This is a genomic window from Nocardia sp. NBC_00511, from assembly GCF_045161165.1.
In the GTDB taxonomy this organism is placed as follows: domain Bacteria; phylum Actinomycetota; class Actinomycetes; order Mycobacteriales; family Mycobacteriaceae; genus Nocardia.
On record NZ_CP107850.1, the window covers coordinates 102,289 to 125,853 of the forward strand.

A 23,565-nucleotide genomic window follows, 5' to 3' on the forward strand; every position below is an offset into this window, starting at 1 on the left:
CGCTGGTCGGACGAATCGGGTGCCCGAGAACGAGGAGCCGTTTCGGCGTGGGGTGAGACGCCTCGACGTGTTCGCGTTCGGCACCGATCCGAGTGATCCGCATCGGGCGCTTCTGATCTATGGACATGACACGGTGGCGATCGAGGTCATCGACGACCCTGCCCGCGTTGTCGTAGGCGACACCCGCCCATATCACGGCACGCGGGGCCTCGCCGCGTGCGATGAACACCTGTGCGAGTTCCTGGCAAGTGCTCAGCAATGGACAGCTGCGACATACCTGAACTGCCGTTCTCCATGACTCCGGTGTGCCGGCGTCGAGGTCCCAGTCATTGGGACCGTCAGCGCACGGTGGGCGATGTGATCTGCTGGTCACCGCGGCGACACCGGCTGATCCGGTGGTCACCCGTGGTGGGGTGGTGGTTCGAAGGACGCTCATAGCCGACTCCGGAAGTTCACAGGACGCGCGCCCGGACCGCAGACGTCGCCCCACTGATCGGGCGGTCATCGAGGCTGCTCGACAGTCCTCGGAAACGGCCGAGAATCAGCCGTATCAGCACGCTAACCGACGAATTAGTCGCTCCGCAAGGTTTACACCGTCATGTAACGGCTCATTGACGAAGGCGCAACGTCACCGCATCGTTGTATAGTGGTTCGCTGAACAATGAACCATTGGCAGACGAAGATTCGAGGACGATAGGCACCGTGGAATACACAATCGACGAACTGGCGCGGGCAGCCGAGATGACGGTCCGCAGTGTTCGGGTGTACCACGAACGCGGTCTGCTACCCTCCCCCGACGTCCGTGGTCGCACCGGCTACTACAGCATGGATCACCTGACCCGACTCAACACGATCGCTCGACTCCTCAACCGGGGCATGAAGCTCAACGGCATCCGCGAGTTGCTCGATGCGTGGGACCGCGGCGACGGCCTCGCCGAGCTGCTCGGTGTCACCGACCAGCCGAGCGCGGAATCCACCCTCGATGCCGGACCAGCCGATACGACAGTGGCCGTCAACCGGACTCCGGATCAGCCTGACACTCTCGAAACTCCCACGAGCGACGACAATCCGCTCGAGACCTACCGACTGGCCAATCCACGCTGCTACGACCTAGCGACAAGACTCACGAACGCTGGCTTGCCGGCGCCCAGCGCCTTCGAACTCATAGAACGACTGCGCCTCGACTGCGCTCGACTCGTCGCAGGCTACACCGACGACATCGGCCATCTACTTCGCAGCACAGCCGTCTTCGAATCGTCACGAGAACCCGGAGATCCCGTCCTCGAGTCCGACCTCACGATCGCAAACCTCATGATTACTCGCGCCACGGTCGAGCTCATCGACCTGGCAGCGCTCCGTTCTCGCGATCAACCACCCACGTCCTCCTGACCCTCACCCGCCCGCGGACGCCTGCCGGGCGACCGGCGCGTATCGAGTCGAAGTACATCGGATCCGAACGATCGCGAGTTCGCCGCTGCCTGGCTCCGCAGTGGGTCAGATATGCGGCGCCCGGCCCGTCGACGCCGCCGCGATCTTTCCGTTCAGCCGCACCGCAGTCACTGCGGAGTTACGCAATGTCGCGGAAGTATCCGATACACAGCTGGTCTCAGCACATAGTCCGCGGTCGGCTCTGAAAGAAAACACGCGTAGGAACTCCGATGTTCGCTCAAGTCGTTCCCGGCAGGCTCAATTCGAGACCTGAGCCTGCAGGAGGCCGCCATGAGCAACACAGAGGAAACCCGGGCGTCGATACCATGCACCAAACCTCGCGTGCCATGCTCAACGCGGCCCAGCGACTGGGACCTCGACGCAAGCGGACCCAACCAGTGGCAACAAGCGATAGAGACATGCCAGCAGTGCCCCGTGCTGTCTCAATGTCGCGAACTGGTACAACTTCTCAGCGCGAAAGGCACCGGACCAAAAGGGATGATCTGGGCTGGTATCGCTTACGACAGTCGAGGCAGGGTCGTACTGGATCTGAATCAGCACAACGATTCTGCGGTGCTCCACGCGTCCATGAAGATCTTTCGCCGTTCACCCAACACGATATCGATACACTCGACCACTCGCGAGCCATTCGATGCAACAACAGTCAAGGGCGTCCACTTGGTTTTGCGTCGGCGCGACCACTCTCGAACATCACAACGCCCGTCGGCTGTGCTCGAAGTTAAACAGCAGAGTCCTTCTCACCACTGGTGAGTTGGCTCAGCGTCCCGAGCGCGGTGACATCTAAGGTAAGTCGATGGTTCGAGCGACGCCATGGCACCTACCGAAAAATCACCCACAAGGTACCGGTGGATCGCCCGTGCGGACCGTCAGCCGCGTCTGGCACCGCCTCGAGAACATCGCCACACGCCGACCTCGGGGCAACGCAGGAAATCTGTTCACCGCGGCCCTCTGCATGTTTCTCCTGTTCCTGCTGTTCCGCCCATGGGTCGCCGCGTCTGGCGTCGATGGCGTGGCCCAAGCGAATGCCTTCGGAACACTTCACGTGACCAACACACGGGTCTCCTTCTGGTCTGGCTCGCCCCCTTCAGGTGCGCTGATTTCCGGCACGAGAGGCATTCTGACGGGGCTCGCCGCCCTCGCCACCCTCTTCACCTCACTGGCGAACTGGCGTGCACCGAACCGGACCGCATCCTATGCGGTCCCCGCCCTCGCGACCGCCACCACGCTGTTGACCACCTCTACCGTGTTGTACCTCGATAGTAAGGGCAACGATATGAGGCACATGCTCGCACCGGGTCCCGCGACCGATCTAGGCACTCAGGCAGGACTCGTCATCCGATGGCTGGCCGGCAACGGCGACTACCCGGTGCCGGGTCTGCACAAGTCCAGCTACACCACCGCCAGTCTCACCGTGTGGGCGACGCTTGCCCCGGTAGTCTCGCTCGCGTCGGCCGCCGTCGCGATCAATCCCCTGATTCGGCGAACCACAGGCCGGTGGAGGATTTCTGCTTCCCGGTCACCCGTGAAGCAGAAATCGCTGCGGGTCGGCCTCGATGACGAGACCTGGCACCAATAGCGCCTGCGCGCCAAGCCCTGACACCTCGCGGACAGATGCCATCGATTTCCCGCGGCCAAATCAGTCGGTTGCTGAAATCCTGTCGCGGCCAACGCTACCGAGTTCTACTCGTGTCCGAGCGCGAGCCGGAGCATGTCGGAGGTCTGATCGAGCAGTTTCTCCATACGGGCTACTGCGTCGTCGAGCAGATCCGGTATAGCAGACAGGGTTTCGTGATCGCGACGGCGCGCGGCGATCCCTTTGTCGAAATAGTCAGCGCTCAAGCTCGTATTACCACCGAGGTCCGCCACCACATCGACACGACTCTCCGTAGCCGTATTCTTCTGTTGGACAACATATTTGGGCAAATCACCCGAGAGATGCCGAGTCACGATCGCAGAGACGGCTTCGGCGGACAAACCGGGCAGCGCTGGGGATGCCCCCCGCCGATCGATGCACGGCATAGGGGCATAACCATGCTTATCGAGCGTGACGAACAACGGCTGGTCGACGCCGACTGCGTCGATCGTGATGCCTGGCACGGTACCGGATTCGAGCGCGGCCTCCAGCATGGCATTTCCACTGTAACGTTGAAGTGCCGGACGGACATCCAGCCAGGCGTGCAGCGTCGACGCGTGACACGGTTGCGAGTCGATGGAAGCGTTGATCGTGCTCAGCGGTTGCGGCCCGATATGGATCGCTCCCGGTTCCACGCGCACATCGCCGACGGTTAACCGTCCGATGTCGGCATAAGACATTCCGGCGGCCCGGAGTACCAACAATGCCCCGTTACGCCTACCGACCAGTCCACCAGGCCAGCCCCACGTCGGGATAAGCGGCAGCAGTGCATCGACAGCAGTGCGCCAGCGCGTCGACTGTGCGGCGCGCGCCTGATCGAGAGCCTGCCTCAGCTCCTCTGCCCGCCCAGGGGCAGGCAAACCCGCAGCACGATGAGCTCGATTGATGGCGGTGACCCGGCCCGCCTGAGTTGCGGGACGGCCCGGATTGTCCGCGAGATACTCCAGAAGCGTCAGAGGCACTGCGGGAAGCGCTGAGACCTCACCCGCCGCGCACCAGACAGCGAAACTTCGCCAATCCCGGCGATACCGCGCGGACAGGCCGGAAGGCGCAGCGGCGCAATCGAATTCGCCATGCGCGATGTCCGCCGGCATTCGTTCCTCCCTACAGACCCAGGTGATCGGCCACAGAAACGGATTCCGCCTGCCCGGGCTCGATGTAGCTGCTCACAGTGCGAGCGTCACGGTGACGCAGGTGCCGAGCGACCATCTGCGCGTCCGCGCCATTGGCGAGCGCCTGAACAATTGTTCCCACACGGCCCGAATGCCCGCGTAGTTTGGCGACCACCTCAGGCTCGAACCCGGCTTCAAGAGCGCGACGTTTGAGCATGTTGGGCACCGACCGGGCAGTGATGGCGCGCTCGTGCGGAAGTCCGTCTCGGTCGAGCGGACGAAACAAAGGAACCCTGACTCGCCGGAATTGCGGCCAATTGCTGTCGCAGATATGCAGTTCAGCGCCGGTATCGTCACGGCGAAGCGCCCGTTGGACCGCCAGTTGTCCGGCCGCGGAGGAATCCGCGGCACCGGATGCGACGGCTCGGTCGAACACGGCGAGCACCGTCAGCCAGCGCAGCAATACACACCCTGGGCACGTCCTGGCGTCGATGCCACGCCCGACCGCAACCTCGTCGCCAGGCACCGTGCCACCGGTAGCGGGTACTCGGATCAGCAAATATGGGTTCTCAGACCTGCTCATGGGGCACACATCGGCGACCGACATCGCCACCAGTTCGGACCGACGTAGGCCTGCGGCGAATTGGAGGACCAAAAGGGCGATATCGCGTCGCGCGGCGATCCGATCCCGCCAGCCCTGGGCACTCTCATCGATGCTCGCGACCAAGCGCCTCAACATCGGGGATGAGAGCGGCACGGCCGTGTCCGCCTCGGCCCCGCTTTGTGCACGCAGATCGCCCAGACGGGCCAGCGTCAGTCTGACAGTCTCCGAGCAGACGGGATTGGGCAACCCTGCCGCGGCGTAGTGATAGCCAATGGCCGTACACCAGGCCTGGATCGTACTCATCGCGTACTGCGGCTTCCCGTCGCGCGTGATCGATTCGCCGGCCTGGGCCAGGTAGGTCGCGACACTTTCCTCGCATGTCGCGACCATCCCCGAGTCTGTAGGCAACGGGGGAACACCGCACGCGTCACACCAGGCGACGAACCTCGTCCATGACGTGGCATAGGCCGCGAGGGTCTTCGGCGATTTGACCCGTCCTCGGAACTCGAGAGACGCCGCTGTGGAGTCCGCAATCCTCACGACGTCCGAGCATACCGACCCGGGGTCGGTATGTAAGCCGACGACACGACCAGTACGTGCTCAATTTATCTGGCCTCGCCTGCGAATATCTCTGCCTTGTTTCCGATATTCGCGTGTAAGGGAAGCCGATACAACAAACTCCGGGGTGAGCTGAACACTAGGTTCGAAGCTCGTGATCTCCGGTCCGCGGAGGTGGCCCCCTCGACCCTGCATGCCTTCTGCAGGTCCGTAAGTAGTCTATAGCAGATCGCCTCTACCTGCGGTTTCTCTGGAATGGGGCGATGGCTCACCCCCCGACCGGACCGGGCGGCAATGAGCCGGGAATCTCGTGGCCCAAGCTCTCGCCGGCCAAATTCACCAAACGCACGTCGGACCCACTAGCCGACTGATCCAATCTCGTCTCGAGTCCGAGACACCTCAGCCGCCGACGACTTCGCGACAAGTATCCCCAGGTCAAGACATACAACCCACCAAATCGAACGGTGCCCGACTTTTCGCGGTCTTTGCACACCTTCCTGCCAAATCAGTAGCAACGAGGCTCAGCGTGCCATTTAGGGCCTATTCTGGGGTTTCTCCACCTCGCAAGCATGGTCGAAGCTGCGGAGAAACCACGTTAGGGTGAGATTTCAGCGAATACACAGCTATCAGTCGTATTGGCGTCGAGATCAGCTCAGACCGCGGAATCGCGGTCATCTCCTCTCCCCGATCGTCGGATCCTGCGACTTCGGTGCGGGCCCGCAAGGCCGAAGCGGGGACAATCGCAGAAGGTGACACTCGGAGGCCTCCCCCACCTCCTCGTCCGGTTCCCGCCGACTGCCGCCATCGCGGTCTGTCGCGCGAGGCAAAAGTCTGTCGCGTCGCCGATAGGCCGGCGGGCAGGCCTGGGCTCGTTCCCGTCCACTCGTGCTCTGCGGAACGAGCATCGAGCATCGAGCATCGAGTGACCTTCGACAAGAAGCCGTAGCGTTCACCTTCCCTCGGAGATGGCAGGCCCAGGCGTGGAGCTAAGGATGGGTGTAGATCCCAGCGTTGACCGTCGCCCTTCAATGCTTCTCAGTACGACGGCGACGTTGATGCCACTCCCCCGCCTTTCGAGTGCCGACTCCCGCGGCGAACGCACTCGTGTCACCCGGGAGCGGGGGACGCACCAGGCATTTGAGAAATCACCATCCCGCCGAGGCAGCAGATATCTGATGCATGTAATCGGATGCGGGCAGATCGGGCGAGGCACACGAGGCTGATCCGATTGTCAGCCCCGGCGACGGTTCCGACTGATCCGGCCAAGCTAGGCCGTGGAGCTAACGACTCCGTGCAGGCTACAAGGACGGGGAATTTCAACAGGAGAGCTCGCACGTCTCGACGTGTGCGCCTGTCCACGCATGCATTCAAATCTGCGGCACAGCCCACGGATCCTTTGCGCCCCAACACACCCTGCACCCAGTGCCGGGTCCACTTGCCGCAGCGACAGGGAGAGGCACGGGCACTCTCGACCGATACCGGCTCGATGCGCTTCGCCACCTCACTATGCGGGAGCACACGGCGAATGGAGGATCCTGCGCCTCAACCCTCCCGGCGCTTGCGATCGCATCTCATCCAGACATCGCCTACGGCGACGAGGATCGCAGCTTGCTCCAGAGCATCCACCGATGAAGCTGCCAACCGTCACAAGCGCGCTTCCCGGCGCGAGTTGGATGGCGCGATACACTTAGCGCTGCTCTACTTCCGGCGAGACTATCTGCAACGATCCGAGACCTGAGGGGAGGTACGCGATGCTGAAGCAGACAGGGTATACAGGACGGCTCGGTGTCGCGCAGATACCTCCGGTCGCCCCGGCACACATACTCTTGCCCGAAGGGAGCGGGCACTTGAGGCACCAGCGCCAAGCGCCTCGATTGTTCCCGAATCTGCACCCTGAGCTGCAGTTCATGAGTTATGCAAGACAAGTGGCGCGCCTCTCCGCCAAACCAGCTGCCCGATTTAGCGTCTTACGTGAGGCGGGTAATCAGACTAGTCATGCGACGTACACTAAGACGATAGATAAGACCTTAGAACACTCCTTGCGTATCGCCGAATTCAGAGTCTCACGTCAAGGCCATGTCGTAGGCGCAGTTTCGACAGATACATATATCTCTCGCTTCACCCATACAGACACCCTCGAACACGTCATTGAGGTAGCTTGGTCACTGACCACAGCAGTGGCAACATCCACGAGGTTCAACAAAGTCGAATCGATGGCAATCACAATGGCGAATTACGCTCCCCTTACTAAGTCAAGCTCGTCTCCCCTAGCCATTGCGATCAATGAGACCATTGTTGCCATCACTACAACAGTCTTTAGGTTGACCTTTTCCAATGGTTTAACTTTGCCCCAAGACACTGTACCGACTTTGGCAATCGATGCCCCTCTATATAATGGCTTTGTTGAAGCACTCGGCACTGGCAGAATTTTGGCAACCAATAGGGGGGCTGAGGTGGCGCTCACCATTACCCCATCACCGATAATATCTAGTGCCCTTTTACAGGCAGCTAAACACACCCTCGAACTTGCTGGACCATATACCTTCATATCGACAATAATCAGTGTAATCAATACAGTCACATCAAGGTCATCTCATTCTGCTTTTATTGTGACACTTACATTGACCTGTCAATCGGACGATACAGCTACTTGTTTTAGTGCGAATAATAAAGTCGTCTACACTGCGTGGTGTATCACCCTAAGATCGGACATATATCAGATATCATCGCAAGGCGTCCAACGCATCTCTTCGAGTGCGCATTTAATTGCCTTTCTTTCGCCTGTTACTAGTGCAAAATTATCGCCTTCGAACAAGAGCTTATTTATGACGCTTTCTATAACAGCTTTCATGCCGCTTATAATCGTCAAATCACCGACCAGGCGTCACCCCCGGACATAGACCTTTTCGAAGTCCATGACGAGTGCTCTGAGCACGACACGGATCTAGCCAGGAACCCTGGCGATACGCACGACGGGAATCGACGTCTAGCATCGGACCGGTAAGTCACCTCGGTTCCAGACCATGAACCCGATGGGTTTTCAGACCACGCCACAGAGTGGTTGCGCTGCAAGAAATTTGACGAGACTGACTGGGGTGTCCGACGTCTGAAGACCGCCGACGACACACCCCTTCGAGATGGTTGGTTCTGCCGCAACGCCTCCGGTAGTGTTCCGTGCGTGACCAGTTCGCGTTTGCTGTCAGATGTCCGAGCCGTGAGACGAACGATTTTGGTGGCCAACCAAAAAGGGGGAGTGGGGAAGTCGTCGATCGTCGCTGCCATCGCCGTAGCCGTTGCTCGACGCGGCAAGCGGGTGTTGGTGGTCGACGCCGATCAGCAAGGTAACTGCACTGTCCGCGATCTGGGCGTCAAAGAGTCCGACGAAGGCCGATCATTGGCAATGACCCTGCAGTACGGGTCACCACTCGAGGCTGTGCGCGATGTCCGACCGAATCTCGACGTCGTCTGCGGCGGAAAGCTTCTGGCGATGGCGGGCGCGGTCGCCGCTGGTGCCGAACAGCACGGCATCGATCCGCGGCAGAATCTCCTTCTCGCGCTCGAAGCGCTGGTCGACAGTGTCGGCTACGACTTGGTCCTCATCGACTCCGGCCCCGGTGACCGGGCCGTCCTGGACCTCCTGCTCCAGGTCGTCAGCTGGCTGATCGTGCCCACCAAGGAAGACGACGGCAGTATCGACGGCGCTGAACTGCTCGCGCGACGCTACCTCTGGGCTCGTAAGAACGGCGCGCAGATCGAACTGATGGGCATGGTGCTGTTCGACTGCAACCCGCGCGCGATCCGCCGCAACGAGGACACCCTTGGCAAGATCATGGACCTCCTCGAGGGCACAGGGATCGAGCCCTTTCGCAGTTTCATCAGGCAGGACAAGGCATCGGCGCTCGATGCCCGGGCCTTCCACCTGACCGCGGAGGAGTTGATCGCCTTCTCTCCGAAGAACAATGCGGGCGGCGAGACAGACGAGGCCGGCCCCGCCAAGCGATGGTCACGTGACACTGAACCGCTGGCAACCGACTACCAAAAGCTGACGAGAGAAGTACTGATCCGACTCGCAGCGGGCGAGCGCGCTAAGGAGGTCGTGTAAATGGCTCGCAAAGGGGCTTTCAAAGAAGACGATCTCGGCGACATCGACGACCTTCTGCCTCCGCCCCCACCGGCGCCGGTAGCAGCGGTCGCCCAGCCGCCCAGTGTGGCGGCGGATCTCTCACTTCACGAGCCGGCAGTCGATGAGCCCGCACAACCGTTACCCGCCCCTCCTAAAGCACCACGCAAGGCTGCCGCGCCCAAAAGCGCTGCGGCGGGAACGGACACGTCTGCCAAGCGGACACGCACAACGCCAGCACGCGCCCGCGCGGTACAAACCATCGCTGAAGCGCACGTCGCCGCACGCGTCGCCGAGGCCCTGCGTCACCTCACGCATAGTGAAAAACAGCAACGGGGGAAGGGCCGAAGCTACGGCGAGGTCGTCCTCGACGCAATCGAGGAACACGAAACAGAACTGCGCCAACACTTTCAGGAGCTTGTCAACGCCAAACCGTCGGGTCGACTCTTCAGCCGCGTCGATCAAACGCGACCGCGTCGGCGCAGGCATACCGAGCCGCCCGTGAAAATCCCACTCGCCGGCATCATCGCACCCGATATCCAGCTACTCGACAACCTCGTCGACGAGTGGCAAGCAGGTAGCCGCAGCGCACTCGTCGACGAGGCCCTGAAACGCTACCTCGCCGAAGAGATAGCAGCGCTCACCATCGAAGGCGAGATCCACGAAGACGAGATGGAGACCTCTGACTGAGTCGGGAATCCATCTCATGACGGTGAAGGTGCCCGGGACCCCACACAGACCTGGTCCCGGGCACCTTCGGTGAAGGAACCCCAAGGGCGACTACCAATGTTCGTCAAGTGACGAAACAGTAGCCGCACCGGTTTCCTCGATACCGCAGATTCTGTCACCGTGCGAGCGCCCGGAACCCCGGAGACATCGGGATATGCGGAAGCCCCGGCCGCAGAACCACACCCGCCTCATTGGTGTCAACGTTCGCCTGCGGATAGACCACCAGGACCTGCTTGAGCGCCTCGGTGAAGTCACGTCGGAACTGGTGGCGGCGTCGCCGGTCCGAAGAGTCTGCCGCCGAGCCGAACTGGACCATCAGTGATTCCCACGGAATCGTCGTCTCGCGCTTCACCGAGAACATGCGGTAGGTGAGCCAGGCATAGATGTCGAGACGTAATGCGGAGCCACCCAACGCCTTGATGGCGTTCATGTCCAACGGCACCGGGTGCGAGGTGACCTCGTTGAAGAACTCGTCACTCAGACGAACCGTCGATGTGAACAACGACGGATGGCCATCCTCGGACTCCGCACCACACCAGATGTTGTATGCGCTGGCCACGTACAGTTTCGCACCGATGCGACGGTTCAAATCACCCTTGTACTCGATGGTGAGCGTCGCGTTGAACAGTCGGTGAGACTGATTCCGCATCCTAGTCAGCGACCCGTTCTTGCCACCGGTCGCGGCCAGGCCCATAGCGGCCATGAAATCCGTGAGACTGTCTCCCAGAACGACTTCGGGCGATCCCGTCCGCACCGCCTCGGTCGACAAAAACGTCAGGATCAACCGCGGCATCGTTCCATACGGGTAACCGATCGACACGGGCTTGTTGTTGATGTCGGTCGTCATGCCCGGCTGCACAGTCAATGACAAGTCGCCATTGCGGCGACCCCAGGCCGGCACATCGCCCGGATCACGGTACGGCAGCGAGGTCTGGGTGAACATGCGAGCCAAGTAACCGACTTCCTGCTCGCCATCCCACACTTCAGCAGCCGCCCGGACAATCTCCAGGGGAGTGCGTTTGGGGCGTGCCATGACCCCTAGCATGGCACGCCGTCAGCAAAATGCCAGTGTCCCTCGCGCCTGCGCATACCTTGCGGACACAACATGGTTGATCCCACGCATATTTTGCGGACATGCCGGATGCAATCACCCGGCAGCCGTCGATTCGGAGCCCTCAACATCCGCCAACCCACGCATATCTTGCGGACAAGATGGTCCATCCCTGCTCGTCACAGACCTTCCGGGAAGCGAGCGGATCCATGCGGCGGCACGCATATCTTGCGGACCTGCCGAGCATCGGCGCCTGCGGGTAGAACAGTCGACCTCGCACAACCGCCGCGAAGGTGCCCGCGCCACACAACAACCGGCCGCGGCCTCACTGCGCATACCTCGCGGACGGCCCGCTGACCTGGCGGGTCTCGCCCGCTGCATGTCTTGCGGACTTCGACTCTGCCGGGCATCGTCCGCGCGCATATCTTGCGGACATGCACCGGCAATCCACGCATATCTTGCGGACAGTGGATAAGTACCGTCCGCAAGATATGCGTATGCATCGGGCGGGCAACACCGAGGCTGAGCTACATTTGCCCAGCTCACAGCCGTCCCGAACGGCATCTCGCGGGGTCTGCGACGCGAGGACAAACCCAGAAGACCGCGCATATCTTGCGGACCGTGAACCGATGGAGTTATCCACGCATAACCTGCGGACGATCTCCACAGGTTGTCGCGCGAGGCGCCTCGAGGCGTAGCTTTTCCACGCATATCTCGCGGACAGCCTGCGCGGCGTTTTCCCAGCATCGCGCGCATACCTTGCGGACACACTACGCATACCTTGCGGACGCGGACGCACCGTTTCCGCAGCTGACACGCACTAAACACGTCCCCCCTGTAGTTCTTTCCCTAGAAAAGAATCCTGTAGTAGGCTCGGCGGCGGTTGTGGATAGAGACCCTCCGGGCACAACCACTCTCAAATGCGAATTCCATCAAGCCGATGCCATCTGATGCCTGGTCATCGGCATGATTGCCCCTGTTCCCGCTGGCTACGCCCCGGGCCCGGCGACGTCCATGCTGAGGTTCATGCCACCCCGCGCAGTGCCTCGACTCCACGAAGCGCCCCGCTCGTTGCCCCAGTTCTGTCTCCGGTCCGAACGCATCGAACACGTCGGCAGAGATATCGCAGGACCTCGGGCGTCCGCCTCTTATGCGCGATCCAGACCGACAACATCCGCCGAAACCACCGAATACTCAGCAACGACGCGACCACGCACTGGCACTCGGTTCGGTCAGGATCAATCAGCGCAGGCACCCGAGCCCAACCTCGGGTCTGACAACCAGGGCAGATCCAACGCCCGCAGCAGGCCGAGGGCCTCTCAGCGCCGTCTGTCCACCTGGCACTCGACGTAATCCACGAAGTTGGACGAGACTGGCAACCCGCGATAGTCCTGCCCGGCCGTCCAGTTCAGCCATTCGACTCCGCTCAGGCAACCGTTCCGCACCCTGGCGGATGTCTCGGCCGACCGGCACTGCTTACCGTCAACAGCGTCGGCGGCGCGCGGAGAGTGAGCCGCACAAGCGGACCGTACAAGGACAATTCAGTTGAGCAGCAAGGCAATTGACGCCCGAAATGGCGCTCAAGATGCCACCCGGACCACGCCCGCTGCTCTACTGCTCCACACAGTTCTGCCTGTCCAACTCATGCAGGACACGCTGCCCGGCTGTCGATCCCATATCGACACTGGACACTCCACAACAGAGGTGCCCAGAAGCGAGCAACGAACCAGTCACTGACTCAAGTTATTTCACCGCCGAGCATCCTGTCCGGTAGTCGATTGACAAGCTCAAGGGAGGCGCATCTCCGCCGATGGATGAAATCGCCTCGTACACAGAACAGATCGACCTGATTCCCGCCACCGAAGCGCACGGCTGTCCGCTCTCCGCGGAGCCTGAGCAGTGGCGATCGGACTTCTCCGCGTCAATGAGCTACACCGACTATCTGTCACTTCAGACGGTCCTCTCAGCACAGCATCCGCTCTCCCCTGAGCACAACGAGATGCTCTTCATCGTGCAGCATCAGACAACCGAGCTGTGGCTCAAGCTGGTTCTGCATGAGTTGACGGCTACGCTTCAAACGGTCAGCCAGGGCGATCTGCCATCAGCTTTGAGAACGCTGGCCCGTGTAGTGCGTATTCTCGAACAACTCGTGAGTGCCTGGGACGTACTCGCGACGATGACTCCGTTCGAGTACGCGACCATCCGCCCTTACCTCGCTCACGCTTCGGGATTCCAGTCACATCAATATCGACGCCTGGAATTCGTTCTGGGCAACAAGAATCCACAGCTGCTACGCCTGTACCGGAATCAACCGGAGATACACCAGCAGATCCGCACAACGCTGGAGGCACCTTCGCTCTATGACGAAGTAATCGCGCTGCTTGCGCGTAACGGATTTCCGGTCGGCCCCGAACGGCTCGTTCGAGATTGGTCTCAGCCTACGGAGTATGACAACACCGTTGAGGACTCATGGCTCGAGGTCTACCGAAAACCCCACGTACATGGCGGATTCTACTCGATGGCCGAGACTCTCGTCGATCTCGAGGACACTCTCCGGCAGTGGCGATTCCGCCACCTGACCACCGTCGAAAGAGTCATCGGTCTCAAGGGCGGAACCGGCGGAACGGAGGGCGTGCCGTACCTTCGACGCATGCTTGACGTGACACTGTTTCCTGAACTCTGGCACGTCAGGACGAACTTGTAAGCCCGGAGCTCGGCACATCGCCCGAGTCACTCTACGACATGCCTACAGCTGAAGCTGTCGAGCAGGGCGTTGTACTCGGCAAATGCCGTACGCGCGGCGACCGCGCAGGTCGCTACCACGAGTCTTTCGAATTCGTTCGGCGCCAATTCCGAGATACCCGGCGCCAGTACAAGTTCGAGTAGCGTCCCGCGCTCATCGAGCGTTACGGTTACCAGACTGTCGGCTGATGTTTCGCGCACTCGGATGCCCGCGATCGCCTCCGCAAGCTCATCCAGCTGATCGGTACCCCCGCCAGCGCCGACTTTGCCGAACCCGACGATATCCATGGCGTCATCCATGACGACCGACTCAGATATTTCCTTCATGCGACGTCCTCGCTATGCGATCGTCTCATCGATTCTTCGCAGCCTTGCGGTGACAGACATCCGCTGTCTCGCTGACCTCGAGCTACCACCGGGCCGCCGTCCAGCTGGAGATATCGCCGAAAATCGGCGTGCGCACGGATGTCTGCGCAAATCCTGAGTGGAAGGTTCTCTAGCGTAGAGGGCGCTCGTGGAACCCGAAGGAACACTCGTGACTACCACTCATCGATTTCCGATGACTCCATCTTTCGAGACAGGCGCGGATTCAGCATGGATCGGGTTGAAGTCGGAGGTCAATTCACTGCGTCTGAGGCAGATCTCCGACGGCCGCATAGACCCGGGTCGGGCGAACACCGTGAGCGCACATCGTGCCGTGTGGCGCGTGGCCGACTCGATACTTCAACTCGCCCCCAACTTTCCACACGACGGTGAGTACCTCGACGCAGTGGTGAGGGACCTCCGTAACTGGGCTCGTGACGGATTCAACCGGCCGGACTTCTCTCGCTCGATGCGATTGTTCCAGCCTGACCGGAGACGGGCTGACGGACGGACCCATCTCGCGGTCTTCCCGATGTATGCCCGAAACGGCAATGGGCAGTGCCGGTATGAGGCGATGCTCGTCAGTCAAGTATGGCCACACTGGCTCGAGAAGCTGGAGCAGACCTACCACCCCGCGTCCATTCACGTGCCGCTGATGGTCACAGACTTCACGGCCGGCTTCGAACCCGAATCGGGCCTGTGCTACCCGGATACGGTATCGGCAAGCCCGCACGGAGGCGATCGCGCCGACAACTCACTGATCCTGTTCGAGTTCGAGGCTGCCCGGTTTCGTTCGGTATGCGCAGCAATGGTCAGACCCTTGAATCTGGCCCTGGACAGCGAGGTCGCGGCCGCCATCGAGCATCGCCGAACCGCCCACCATGCCTTCCTGGCTCTCGGTTTGTTGCGCGAACAAACCAGCGGTCCCGGTCACGTCTCTCCGAGGTCGGCGACAAGGGTTCAGCGCGGACCATATTGGATGCGAGCACTAGACGAGCTTCGGCGAGACTTGTCCGCCTACCTCATGGCAACAGACTTGGCTCCGACTGGACACCCGGTTGGACTCCTGGTGCCCGGAGTCCTACTGCTGGACAGGGCATTTCGGGCACCACTGTCGGGGGGTCGATGGGAAAACTTCGACAGCCTGGCCGGCCAGATACTGTTCGGCTGCCTGCGGGACAATGACGTCTTCGGCCTGAGTGGCGGGCAGATGTACATCGACGATGATCGTGCAACCCAGGTGATCGCCGAATTGGCGGACGCGATAGATCAGCTCTTCAGCGACAACAGCGATATGCTCGCGCCGACGCTGTGGGCCGCCGGCCATGAATTGATATCCCGGTATGTACCCGCGTCCGAGGAGTCGACCTGGTCCCACGGGACCGCAACACTGTCCGATGCCCTTCCTGACGAGTTCCCGCTGGACGTGTTCTTCGAGCACCTGGCCTCGGACATGCCAAGGGCGGCCCAACGTCATCATCCACCAAGGGGCTCAATCGAAGCCGCTGATCGCGGAGTCGGTCACAGCCAGGCCGACCGCGGCACGCAATGACAGTCCCAAGCCGCGCTTCCAGATGTGCTTAAGCTCGGCATCGCCGCGATCGTGTAGCGCGGCGGCAATACACATCGCGCGATACGCGTGCCGGTAGGTCAAGTCCTGACCTGCGAGATAGTCGACTCGCCAATGACCGCGTCCGACATGCTGAGCGCGATGAGTCGTCGCCCCCGAAGTCATCGCATCGGGCGTCACCTTGATTCGCTCATCAGGCGGGCGCGGCGACGCAAAAGCGGCCCGCCAAGTATCGACCGTCCATGAAGTACTGTGATGTGTCGTCATCAGAATTCCGGATCATATGTATTCGCGGGATTTCTCCCGGCTCATTCGATGAAGCGCGCGAATCGATTGTGACAACATCTCTGAGCAGCAACATCGGCCATCTCATCGAGATCTTCCGTCGACGGAATCCACGCGGTTCGTGAGTGCGCGCGGTTCGTGAGTCCGCGCGATGCGCCCGAACCATGTCTGGTGGCCGGCGGTTATGGATAGCCAAGCTGAGGAATCCGCGACCAAATTCGTCGCTGCCTGGCGGATCATGGCGCGATCTGGATGCGCCGACCACATTTGCTGACCGAGTACGGGCCTAGAGCCTGGGCTAGATCGCGGGTTCGAATACTTTGGGCTACATCGACATCCAGCAGTAGAGCTGTTGCGTCGAGGACGCTGCTTCGCGAGCCAATCCGGCGAGCTCGTCGAGGAAATCAGCGAGCCTCGCCTCACGCCCCGCAAACTTGCCGGCGTCCTGCCATCGAGTGTGAGTCCACAGGGTCACCGCCTCCGCCAGCGACGAGGAGTCGGCGACGGCAAGACAATCCCGAAGACTTTCGGTGATCGTCACGACCCGCGGACCGTTGCCGGGAGTAATCGAAATAAGCGGAGCGCACCAGCGAGGGTCATCGAGGACGCGGTCATAGTCGACTCGGCGTAGCAGCGATTCCAGCTTCGCCATATGCAACGCCGGGTTGATACTGGTGACCATTCCGATGGCTGGCAGTCCCAGCGACGCAGCAGCGCACTGTATTGCGGCGGCAGCGGTAGCGTCGTCCGTCGCGGCGAAGTACTCGTAGAGACTGATCATGACATCTCCAGTGTGCTGAGCATTGATGCGGACGGTCGAACTCCAGAACTGGGACGCGGCGGATCTGGTACGACAAAGTAGGGACAGCGATCGGGCCCCGGCGACTGTGGCCATTGGGCCGCACACAGGATTGGCAACGCTACGGGGGTTGGGGTGGGCCGCCCGGGATGCAGAGGGGTAACTCCCGGGCGGCCCACGACGACACCCACCGTGGTCGCAGCCACAAATCCTGGACGAGATCTGCATGGTCGAGTGCCGTACACGTAAATCTAGAGAGATAGCGCATTCGAGACATCCGCCAGGCTGCGGACCTGCCCGGGAGTCGCGGTTCAGAACCGGACGATCACGGCATACCGAACCCAAGACCAACTACGAATGGAGGACCAACTCTATTGGGAGCCAGCCCGATCCGGGCCGGTCAGCGCTGAGTCATATCACCTGACCGGGGACTTCCTCTGGCTTAGTGGCGAAGAACCCGGACTGGAGGTGGCCGATCGTCGACTGCAGGACAGCGAGGTCGTCATAGAGCCGGGCTACCAGCATCGCGCCCTCGAGTGAACCGATAATGACGCCGGCCTTCTCCTGCGGAGATCCGTCGAATTCGAGGCTTCCTTCGGCCAAACCCTGCGCTAAGACTGTCGAGAGCCAATCCTTGTTCTGGTCGAAGAACCGGACGACGGCCTGTTGCATGGGAGCCGACAAAGTCTTGAACTCAGCTGCGAGCATGCCGCACAAGCACATTCGCTGTTCGCGTAACACGCCGACGTACAAGTTCGCATAGAACTCGAACCGCGCCGCGGCACCCTGCCCATCCACCGCCGACAGCGCGTTGAAGAAGCGCTGCTCATATCGCTGTATGAGGGCGAGTCCGAGTTCAGCCTTCCCCGGAAAGTGGTAATGCAGAGCGGGTTTGGACAGCGACAGAGCGGCCGCGATGTCTGCGTAGCTGAAACTGTTGAAACCCCGAGTTTGCACTAGTTGCTCGGCAACATCGAGGATATGGGACCGTGTGCGTCCCTCCGTGCCCGCGGGGCGTGGCTTCATTGTCTGTTACCCCTTGACCATTGTGCGGACAGTGGCGATAATTTGACCTACTAGTAAGGCAGTATACCTTCCGGTCATTCGAAGTGGCTCACGCGCTTTCCGGTCTGGCACAGGATGTCGCAAAGTTGTCGTGGACCCGCAAGACCTGGCATCGCCGACCACCGTGAACATTGCAGCCCACCCGGCCCGCACCCCATTGCGCCCTCCAGGCTTGGCTGTAACCTTCCCATCGATGAGGAAGGCGAGTCGACCTGGCTCGCACGCAGATCGAATTATCAAGCACTCGTGCGCTTTTCGATGATTACCGATCGTATCCCATCCGACGGAGACAGCGTGTGGCTGCGTTGCATGTCCACGCGGAGCTACGATCGACGCTCATGCGGGTTGTGGTTGTGGGTTCGGGAATATCAGGACTGTCCAGCGCCGCCGCCTTGCTGGACGCCGGGCACCAGGTTACCGTCTGCAGTGACACTCCGATCGAGGCGACAACCTCGTATCTCGCTGCGGCGGTGTGGTTTCCAACAGCCATCGCACGCTCACCGCAGACAACGGAATGGAGTACGACGACCTTCGCCCATCTGGAAAGGCAAGCCGCAACCCGCACGCCTGGTGTCCGAATGCGTGAGTCTCTGGCGTTGTATCGCGAACACCCGCATGTCCCTTCCTGGTCGAGGTTGGTGCGAGGCTTCCGCGATGCCGACGACGACGAACTGCCGCCGACATACCGAGCCGGGTTCCGTTTCAGGGTGCCAATGGTCGAGATGCCCATCTATCTGCCCTGGCTGAAGGACTCGATCACTGTCCGAGGGGCTCGATGGATGCGTTGCGTGATCCATCATCTCGACGATCTGGCCGACCTGGCGCCGGACGTGATCGTCAACTGCGCCGGCCTGCGCGCCGCCCACTTGGTCGATGATCCGAGACTCGTTCCGATCCGCGGGCAGATCGTCCGGGTGACCAACCCAGGCCTGTCCATGTCGGTTCGTGACGAAGCCCATCCACTCGGACGTGCTTATGTTCATCCCCGAAGCAACGACTGCATTCTCGGAGGGTCGCTCCAGGTAGGGGAGTGGGATGTGCAGCCGGACCCAGAGCTGACTCGATCAATCCTGCGGCGGTGTCAGGATCTCGTTCCCGCTTTGGCCGACAGCGCTGTCGTCGAGACGCTGGTGGGCCTACGTCCTGGGCGTGAGACGGTGCGCCTGGAACTGGATACGACCACGATCCCCGACACTCCGGTTGTGCACAATTACGGACACGGCGGCTCGGGCATCACCCTCGGTCATGGCTGCGCGACTACGGTAGCTGACATCGTCGGACGGCTGTGAGACCCGTGCGTGCCGCCGCGTGCGCGGGATGAAACCCGTATCGCTCGCCCCCAATCGAGTGGTCAGCGGGGCGCGCTCAGCGCCGAGCTCCCGAGACTTGATCCCAGAGTGAGGAAGTCGAGTAGAACGCCGAGAATGGTGGAACTGGCAGATCCGGTCGAGAGCATGTTGCCAACCTTATGAGTCGTTGAGCCGCTGGTGACGCAGGGCATCGATACCGGGTGCTTGTTCAGCCCCGGTACAGCGCCGTGTCCGCATAGAGGGAGTGGCACGCGCGTCACGCCGATTCCTCTATGCGCGGGATTTCAATCTAGCGCCTTCCCGTCTGTGGGGACCTGCAGCAGCAGCTGGTCGTCGGTATGGATTGCCAAGTCGCACAAGGGTATACGTGAAAGGATTTCATACCGTTGAAGGATGGCACGTTGTATAGTGGTAGATTAATCGGAGGAGTCTGAGGCCGATACCGAGGGGGCAGATCGCATGATTCACTACACCGGCGAGCGGTTGATCGACCTGGCGAGACGCCCGGTCTGCCTGCGAGCTATCTCCGTGAGATGCGCGTCGTTTCGACGGTGCTGCCCTTCCAGGTCAACGACTACGTGGACGAGGAACTGATCGATTGGTCGACCATCGAGGAGGACCCGATCTTTCGATTGACATTCCCCCACCGAGACATGCTGCCGTCCCAGATCTTCTCCGATATCGCTGAACTCGTCGATGCCGGTGCACCACGCGATGTGCTGAACAAGGCCGGTGCACAGGCTCGCCGACTGCTCAACCCACACCCCGGCGGCCAAATCGACTCCAATATTCCTGTCCTGCAAGGGAAACCAGCGCTCGGATTACAGCACAAGTACCGTGAGACGGTCTTGGTATTTCCCTCCCAGGGTCAAACTTGTCATGCGTACTGCGGCTATTGTTTCCGCTGGGCCAGTTCGTGGGCAGCGAGACCCGTCAGGCTCTCTCGGACATCGACACCATGGTCGCGTACCTCCGGCATCACACAGAGGTCACCGATGTCGTGTTCACCGGGGGAGACCCGATGATCATGAGGACTGAAGTCCTCGGCCGATGGGTCGACGCACTGCTCACTCCGGAGCTGGAGCACATCCGCTCCATTCGATTCGGAACCAAAGCCCTGTCGTATCAGCCATCCAGGTTCACCAACGAGTGCGAGGGAGATCCGTTGATGCAGCTGTTCTCTCGATGTGTCGAAGCGGGTCGACACGTCGCTGTGATGGCGCACTTCTCGCATCCACGTGAGTTGTCGACAGCGGTGATGCGGCGTGCACTCCGCCGTATCACCACCACAGGGGCGATCGTTCGGGCACAGGCGCCGGTAATCGCACACGTCAACGATGACGCCGCGACATGGGTGTGCATGTGGCAACGTCTGGTGGAGTTGGGTGTGATCCCCTATTACATGTTCGTGGAGCGAGATACAGGTGCGCACAACTACTTCGAGGTTCCGCTCGTGCGTGCACTGGGGATCTACAGCGACGCGGTGCACCGAGTCTCGGGGCTCGCTCGCTCTGCCCGAGGACCGGTCATGTCGACCCACGAAGGTAAGATCGTGATCGACGGTGCACCGAAAATCATGGGCACCAAGGTCTTTGCTCTCCGCATGCTGCAAGCACGGAATCCCCACGATACGGGTCGGCAGTTCTTCGCCCACTACGATCAGACCGCGTGCTGGTGGGATGGACTACGCCCAGCCCTCGGTACTACCTTCCCAACCCGATCGTCCGCTCTCACCTAGAGGCATCGTCCTCCAGCGCGTTGGCTGGAGGCTCACTCGATCACATGTAGACGCCTGGCGGGCTTTTTGATCACGTGTGTCGGGCTGGGGTACAGCGTCAGCCCGCTCTGATCGTCGACAGCCACCTGGAGGTCCGGGTAGAACGTCCTGACCGCATCCAGGTGCTTCTTGAAATCTCGGCGGAACTGGTGGCGGCCTTGCTTGGTGTCGGCAAGCGCGGTTCCGAACTGGAGCATGAGAAGCGGCCACGAAATGCGCACGGGGTCTTCGAGTTTGAAGACCCGATAGGTCAACCAGATGTAGATATCCATCGCCATCGGGGAGGACTGCAGGGCATTGAGCACCTTCATGTCCACCGGCACCGGATGTTCGATGACTTCCTTGAAGAATTCGCTGGACAAGTTGATAGTGCTGGGCATGAGAGAGGGCTGCAGTTCGTTGCGACCCCCCATCCGTCTGGTCTGACCGGTCCACCACAGGTCCCAGCTGGTCGCGACGCTCAACTTGATTGCCTTGGATCGCTGCTTGGCGCTGCTGTCCTTGTAATCGATGATGATGCTGCAGCGAAGGAGCCGCTCGGTCTGATTTTGGAATCGGCCGATGGTGCCGGTTTTCCCACCAGTCGCACGCCCGAGGCCCACCGTTCGCATGAACTCGCTCTGCGAGTTGCCCAGTACGATCACTGGTTCGCCGGTCAAGACCGCCTCGGTCGACAGATGTGCCAGGATCAGCCGCGGGATGCCGCCATAGGGAAATCCGTAGGACTGGGCCGCCCCGTCCTCCATCACCATGCCGGGCTGGACAGAGATCCGGTACGCACCGCTTTGGCGGCCCCAGACCGCCTTATCTGCACCAGGATCCTTGTAGGGGAGGCTGAATTGCGTGAAGAGCCTGCCCAGATAGCCCACTTCTTGGAGCTCTTGCTCTCGCAGGGCCTGTATCTCGGCAGCGCAGGCGGCGAGCTCTGCATCATCTCGTTTCGGCCGCGGCATGAGGGTCAGCATTGCACGATCGACATCGATATGCGCGCCCGGCTTCGGCGTGTCGGTGTCGATGCGCATTACATGCCGACCGTACTCCGGGGGATACGCGTTCGCATGATCGGAGTCACATTCAAGCTAGTTGGTCGGCAAGAAATGCGCATCGGGTCGAGAAAGCTGATGCTCGTCGACATTGGCTCGGCCAAAGTCCCACGATCCTGCGCATTTCTTGCCGACCAACCTGTCCGGTCACCCCGGGGGCCGCGTCTCGTCGCTGCCTGAGCGGCAGAGGACGTCGCGGACAGCTCCCGGACGTGAGGGCCGGGAGCTGGTGCGGCCCTCACGTCCGGTGGGTTGTCCACACGTCGCGCGCTACCGCTACTACTACAAGATATTTTCTCTACAGGAAGAACAACTACTTGTAGGGGCAAATTTAGGCCGTCTGACCTGCGAAGATATCAGGTCGGGGTCGGCCTTAAATGTGTGCACAGTCGGCAAGAAATGTGTGAGCGGACCACGAATCGCGAGAAGGCCGGTCGGCGTTAAATGTGTGGATGAAATCTGCAATCCACAGGGTTGTGCACAGATTGATGCACACAGTCGGCGAGAAATGCGCGATCTTGAATTACAGGGTACGAGGCCATCCGATGGTCGGCAACAAATGCGCACGTTCGGCGTGTCACGACACGCCCCAGCAGGTAAGAATCGACTCCCGCACGTCCTGGGGAGGAGGGAGGAGGTCGAAGACTCCAGGCCCTCGGTCCGAGCCTCGGTAGGAACCGGTGCCCCAGAGACCGCCCAACGTCTGGAAGCGCGCACGCGCGAAAGACGCGATGGAGCGGAGCCCTCTGCTTGCACGGTCGGCAAGAAATGCGTGGTCTGACACAAGTCCGCGCCACGCGTCGTCCGACCGGCTACAGCTTCCGCCTCTACCGGCGTGATGGCCACGAGTTGCCGATCCCCGCCCTGACCGGGGGAGTCGGCTTGTTATGCGCGCCGCTGGCGCACTCGCCGGTGATCGGGCTGGCCTGCTCTGGTCACGCATAACAAGCCGACCGCCCAGACCGATGCTGCCGATCATTGCAGGTCAGTGGAATCCGAGGATGATGGTCGGTGCGTAATGCGCACGGGACACTCTGCGCGGCAACCGATTCCGCCCGCGGGGCCGGTCGGCAGGTTATGCGCACGCCAGACGTCATCGCCGCCGGACTTTGCGACTGGAAGGGCCTCGACCCGCAGGGCAGGGCGCGCAACTCTGCCTCGGTGTCAGTTCCTGGAGAGAATGCGTGACCTCCAGCAGGCCAGGTCGGCTGGAAATGCGTGAATCAGGTCTAGTCGACATCTAGACGATGAGAAGTCGCAGGCCAACCACTAACGCTCCCACGACTACCGGCCCGGCGAGGGGGCGTGCGCGCATAAACAGCCGACTCGGCCGCGGCCGGCCACGGCGCTGCGGG

18 protein-coding genes are annotated in these 23,565 nt (G+C 61.1%); 9 read left to right on the plus strand and 9 right to left on the minus strand.

What is annotated here, in order from left to right; translation table 11 throughout:
* Positions 1-19 precede the first annotated feature (19 nt).
* The 3 genes from OG300_RS41745 to OG300_RS41755 all read left to right on the plus strand — a co-directional run bounded on the left by OG300_RS41745 (position 20) and on the right by OG300_RS41755 (position 3,025).
* Positions 20-298, plus strand: a complete 279-nt coding sequence (locus tag OG300_RS41745) for a hypothetical protein (RefSeq protein ID WP_405498995.1) — start codon at positions 20-22, stop codon at positions 296-298.
* Positions 299-702: 404 nt separating this feature from the next.
* Positions 703-1,389, plus strand: a complete 687-nt coding sequence (locus OG300_RS41750; protein WP_405498997.1) for a MerR family transcriptional regulator — start codon at positions 703-705, stop codon at positions 1,387-1,389.
* Between the two features lie 916 nt (positions 1,390-2,305).
* Positions 2,306-3,025 (plus strand): hypothetical protein, encoded by a 720-nt coding sequence (locus tag OG300_RS41755; RefSeq protein WP_405498999.1) that lies wholly within the window; start codon positions 2,306-2,308, stop codon positions 3,023-3,025.
* Between the two features lie 104 nt (positions 3,026-3,129).
* Here the strand turns inward: OG300_RS41755 and OG300_RS41760 are convergent, their stop codons facing one another.
* Together OG300_RS41760 and OG300_RS41765 are read right to left on the minus strand one after the other, a co-directional pair.
* Positions 3,130-4,176 carry a hypothetical protein gene (locus OG300_RS41760; RefSeq protein ID WP_331723092.1) on the minus strand — a complete coding sequence of 349 codons (1,047 nt, stop codon included), beginning with the start codon at positions 4,174-4,176 and terminating at the stop codon, positions 3,130-3,132.
* A 10-nt stretch (positions 4,177-4,186) separates the two neighbouring features.
* Complete coding sequence (locus tag OG300_RS41765) at positions 4,187-5,188, minus strand: hypothetical protein (RefSeq protein ID WP_331723093.1); 1,002 nt, start codon at positions 5,186-5,188, stop codon at positions 4,187-4,189.
* Positions 5,189-8,534: 3,346 nt separating this feature from the next.
* Here OG300_RS41765 and OG300_RS41770 point away from each other — a divergent pair.
* Together OG300_RS41770 and OG300_RS41775 are read left to right on the plus strand one after the other, a co-directional pair.
* The gene (locus OG300_RS41770) at positions 8,535-9,458 is read left to right on the plus strand and encodes a ParA family protein (RefSeq protein ID WP_405499001.1); all 924 of its coding nucleotides are present in this window, start codon (positions 8,535-8,537) and stop codon (positions 9,456-9,458) included.
* Positions 9,459-10,166: a hypothetical protein gene (locus tag OG300_RS41775; protein WP_331723094.1), complete on the plus strand. Its 708-nt coding sequence runs from the start codon at positions 9,459-9,461 to the stop codon at positions 10,164-10,166.
* Between the two features lie 154 nt (positions 10,167-10,320).
* On the opposite strand, the gene OG300_RS41780 is transcribed toward OG300_RS41775, so the two are convergent.
* Positions 10,321-11,238: a replication protein RepA gene (locus tag OG300_RS41780; RefSeq protein WP_405499004.1), complete on the minus strand. Its 918-nt coding sequence runs from the start codon at positions 11,236-11,238 to the stop codon at positions 10,321-10,323.
* Between the two features lie 1,828 nt (positions 11,239-13,066).
* On the opposite strand from OG300_RS41780, the gene kynA reads away from it, so the two are divergent.
* Positions 13,067-13,960, plus strand: a complete 894-nt coding sequence (gene kynA / locus OG300_RS41785; protein ID WP_331723096.1) for a tryptophan 2,3-dioxygenase — start codon at positions 13,067-13,069, stop codon at positions 13,958-13,960.
* Positions 13,961-13,986: 26 nt separating this feature from the next.
* Here the strand turns inward: kynA and OG300_RS41790 are convergent, their stop codons facing one another.
* Positions 13,987-14,325 (minus strand): YbaB/EbfC family nucleoid-associated protein, encoded by a 339-nt coding sequence (locus OG300_RS41790; RefSeq protein ID WP_331723097.1) that lies wholly within the window; start codon positions 14,323-14,325, stop codon positions 13,987-13,989.
* A 232-nt stretch (positions 14,326-14,557) separates the two neighbouring features.
* Between OG300_RS41790 and OG300_RS41795 the strand changes: the two genes are divergently transcribed.
* Positions 14,558-15,913: a DUF6421 family protein gene (locus OG300_RS41795; RefSeq protein ID WP_331723098.1), complete on the plus strand. Its 1,356-nt coding sequence runs from the start codon at positions 14,558-14,560 to the stop codon at positions 15,911-15,913.
* Here the strand turns inward: OG300_RS41795 and OG300_RS41800 are convergent.
* The 3 genes from OG300_RS41800 to OG300_RS41810 form a co-directional block, all read right to left on the minus strand.
* Positions 15,854-16,198, minus strand: coding sequence for a hypothetical protein (locus tag OG300_RS41800; protein ID WP_331723099.1), 345 nt, complete (start codon positions 16,196-16,198; stop codon positions 15,854-15,856). The genes OG300_RS41795 and OG300_RS41800 overlap by 60 nt on opposite strands.
* Positions 16,199-16,541: 343 nt before the next feature.
* Positions 16,542-16,997, minus strand: a complete 456-nt coding sequence (locus OG300_RS41805; protein WP_331723100.1) for a hypothetical protein — start codon at positions 16,995-16,997, stop codon at positions 16,542-16,544.
* 429 nt (positions 16,998-17,426) lie between these two features.
* A complete protein-coding gene (locus OG300_RS41810; protein ID WP_331723101.1) occupies positions 17,427-18,041 on the minus strand; it encodes a TetR/AcrR family transcriptional regulator in 615 nt (204 codons plus the stop codon).
* 377 nt (positions 18,042-18,418) lie between these two features.
* Between OG300_RS41810 and OG300_RS41815 the strand changes: the two genes are divergently transcribed.
* Positions 18,419-19,369, plus strand: coding sequence for an FAD-dependent oxidoreductase (locus OG300_RS41815; protein ID WP_331723102.1), 951 nt, complete (start codon positions 18,419-18,421; stop codon positions 19,367-19,369).
* A 488-nt stretch (positions 19,370-19,857) separates the two neighbouring features.
* On the opposite strand, the gene OG300_RS41820 is transcribed toward OG300_RS41815, so the two are convergent.
* The gene (locus OG300_RS41820; RefSeq protein WP_405499008.1) at positions 19,858-20,166 is read right to left on the minus strand and encodes a hypothetical protein; all 309 of its coding nucleotides are present in this window, start codon (positions 20,164-20,166) and stop codon (positions 19,858-19,860) included.
* A gap of 140 nt (positions 20,167-20,306) precedes the next feature.
* On the opposite strand from OG300_RS41820, the gene OG300_RS41825 reads away from it, so the two are divergent.
* Positions 20,307-21,128: a KamA family radical SAM protein gene (locus tag OG300_RS41825; protein WP_405499010.1), complete on the plus strand. Its 822-nt coding sequence runs from the start codon at positions 20,307-20,309 to the stop codon at positions 21,126-21,128.
* A gap of 32 nt (positions 21,129-21,160) precedes the next feature.
* Here the strand turns inward: OG300_RS41825 and OG300_RS41830 are convergent, their stop codons facing one another.
* Complete coding sequence (locus tag OG300_RS41830) at positions 21,161-22,189, minus strand: replication protein RepA (protein ID WP_331723105.1); 1,029 nt, start codon at positions 22,187-22,189, stop codon at positions 21,161-21,163.
* Between the last annotated feature and the right edge of the window lie 1,376 nt (positions 22,190-23,565).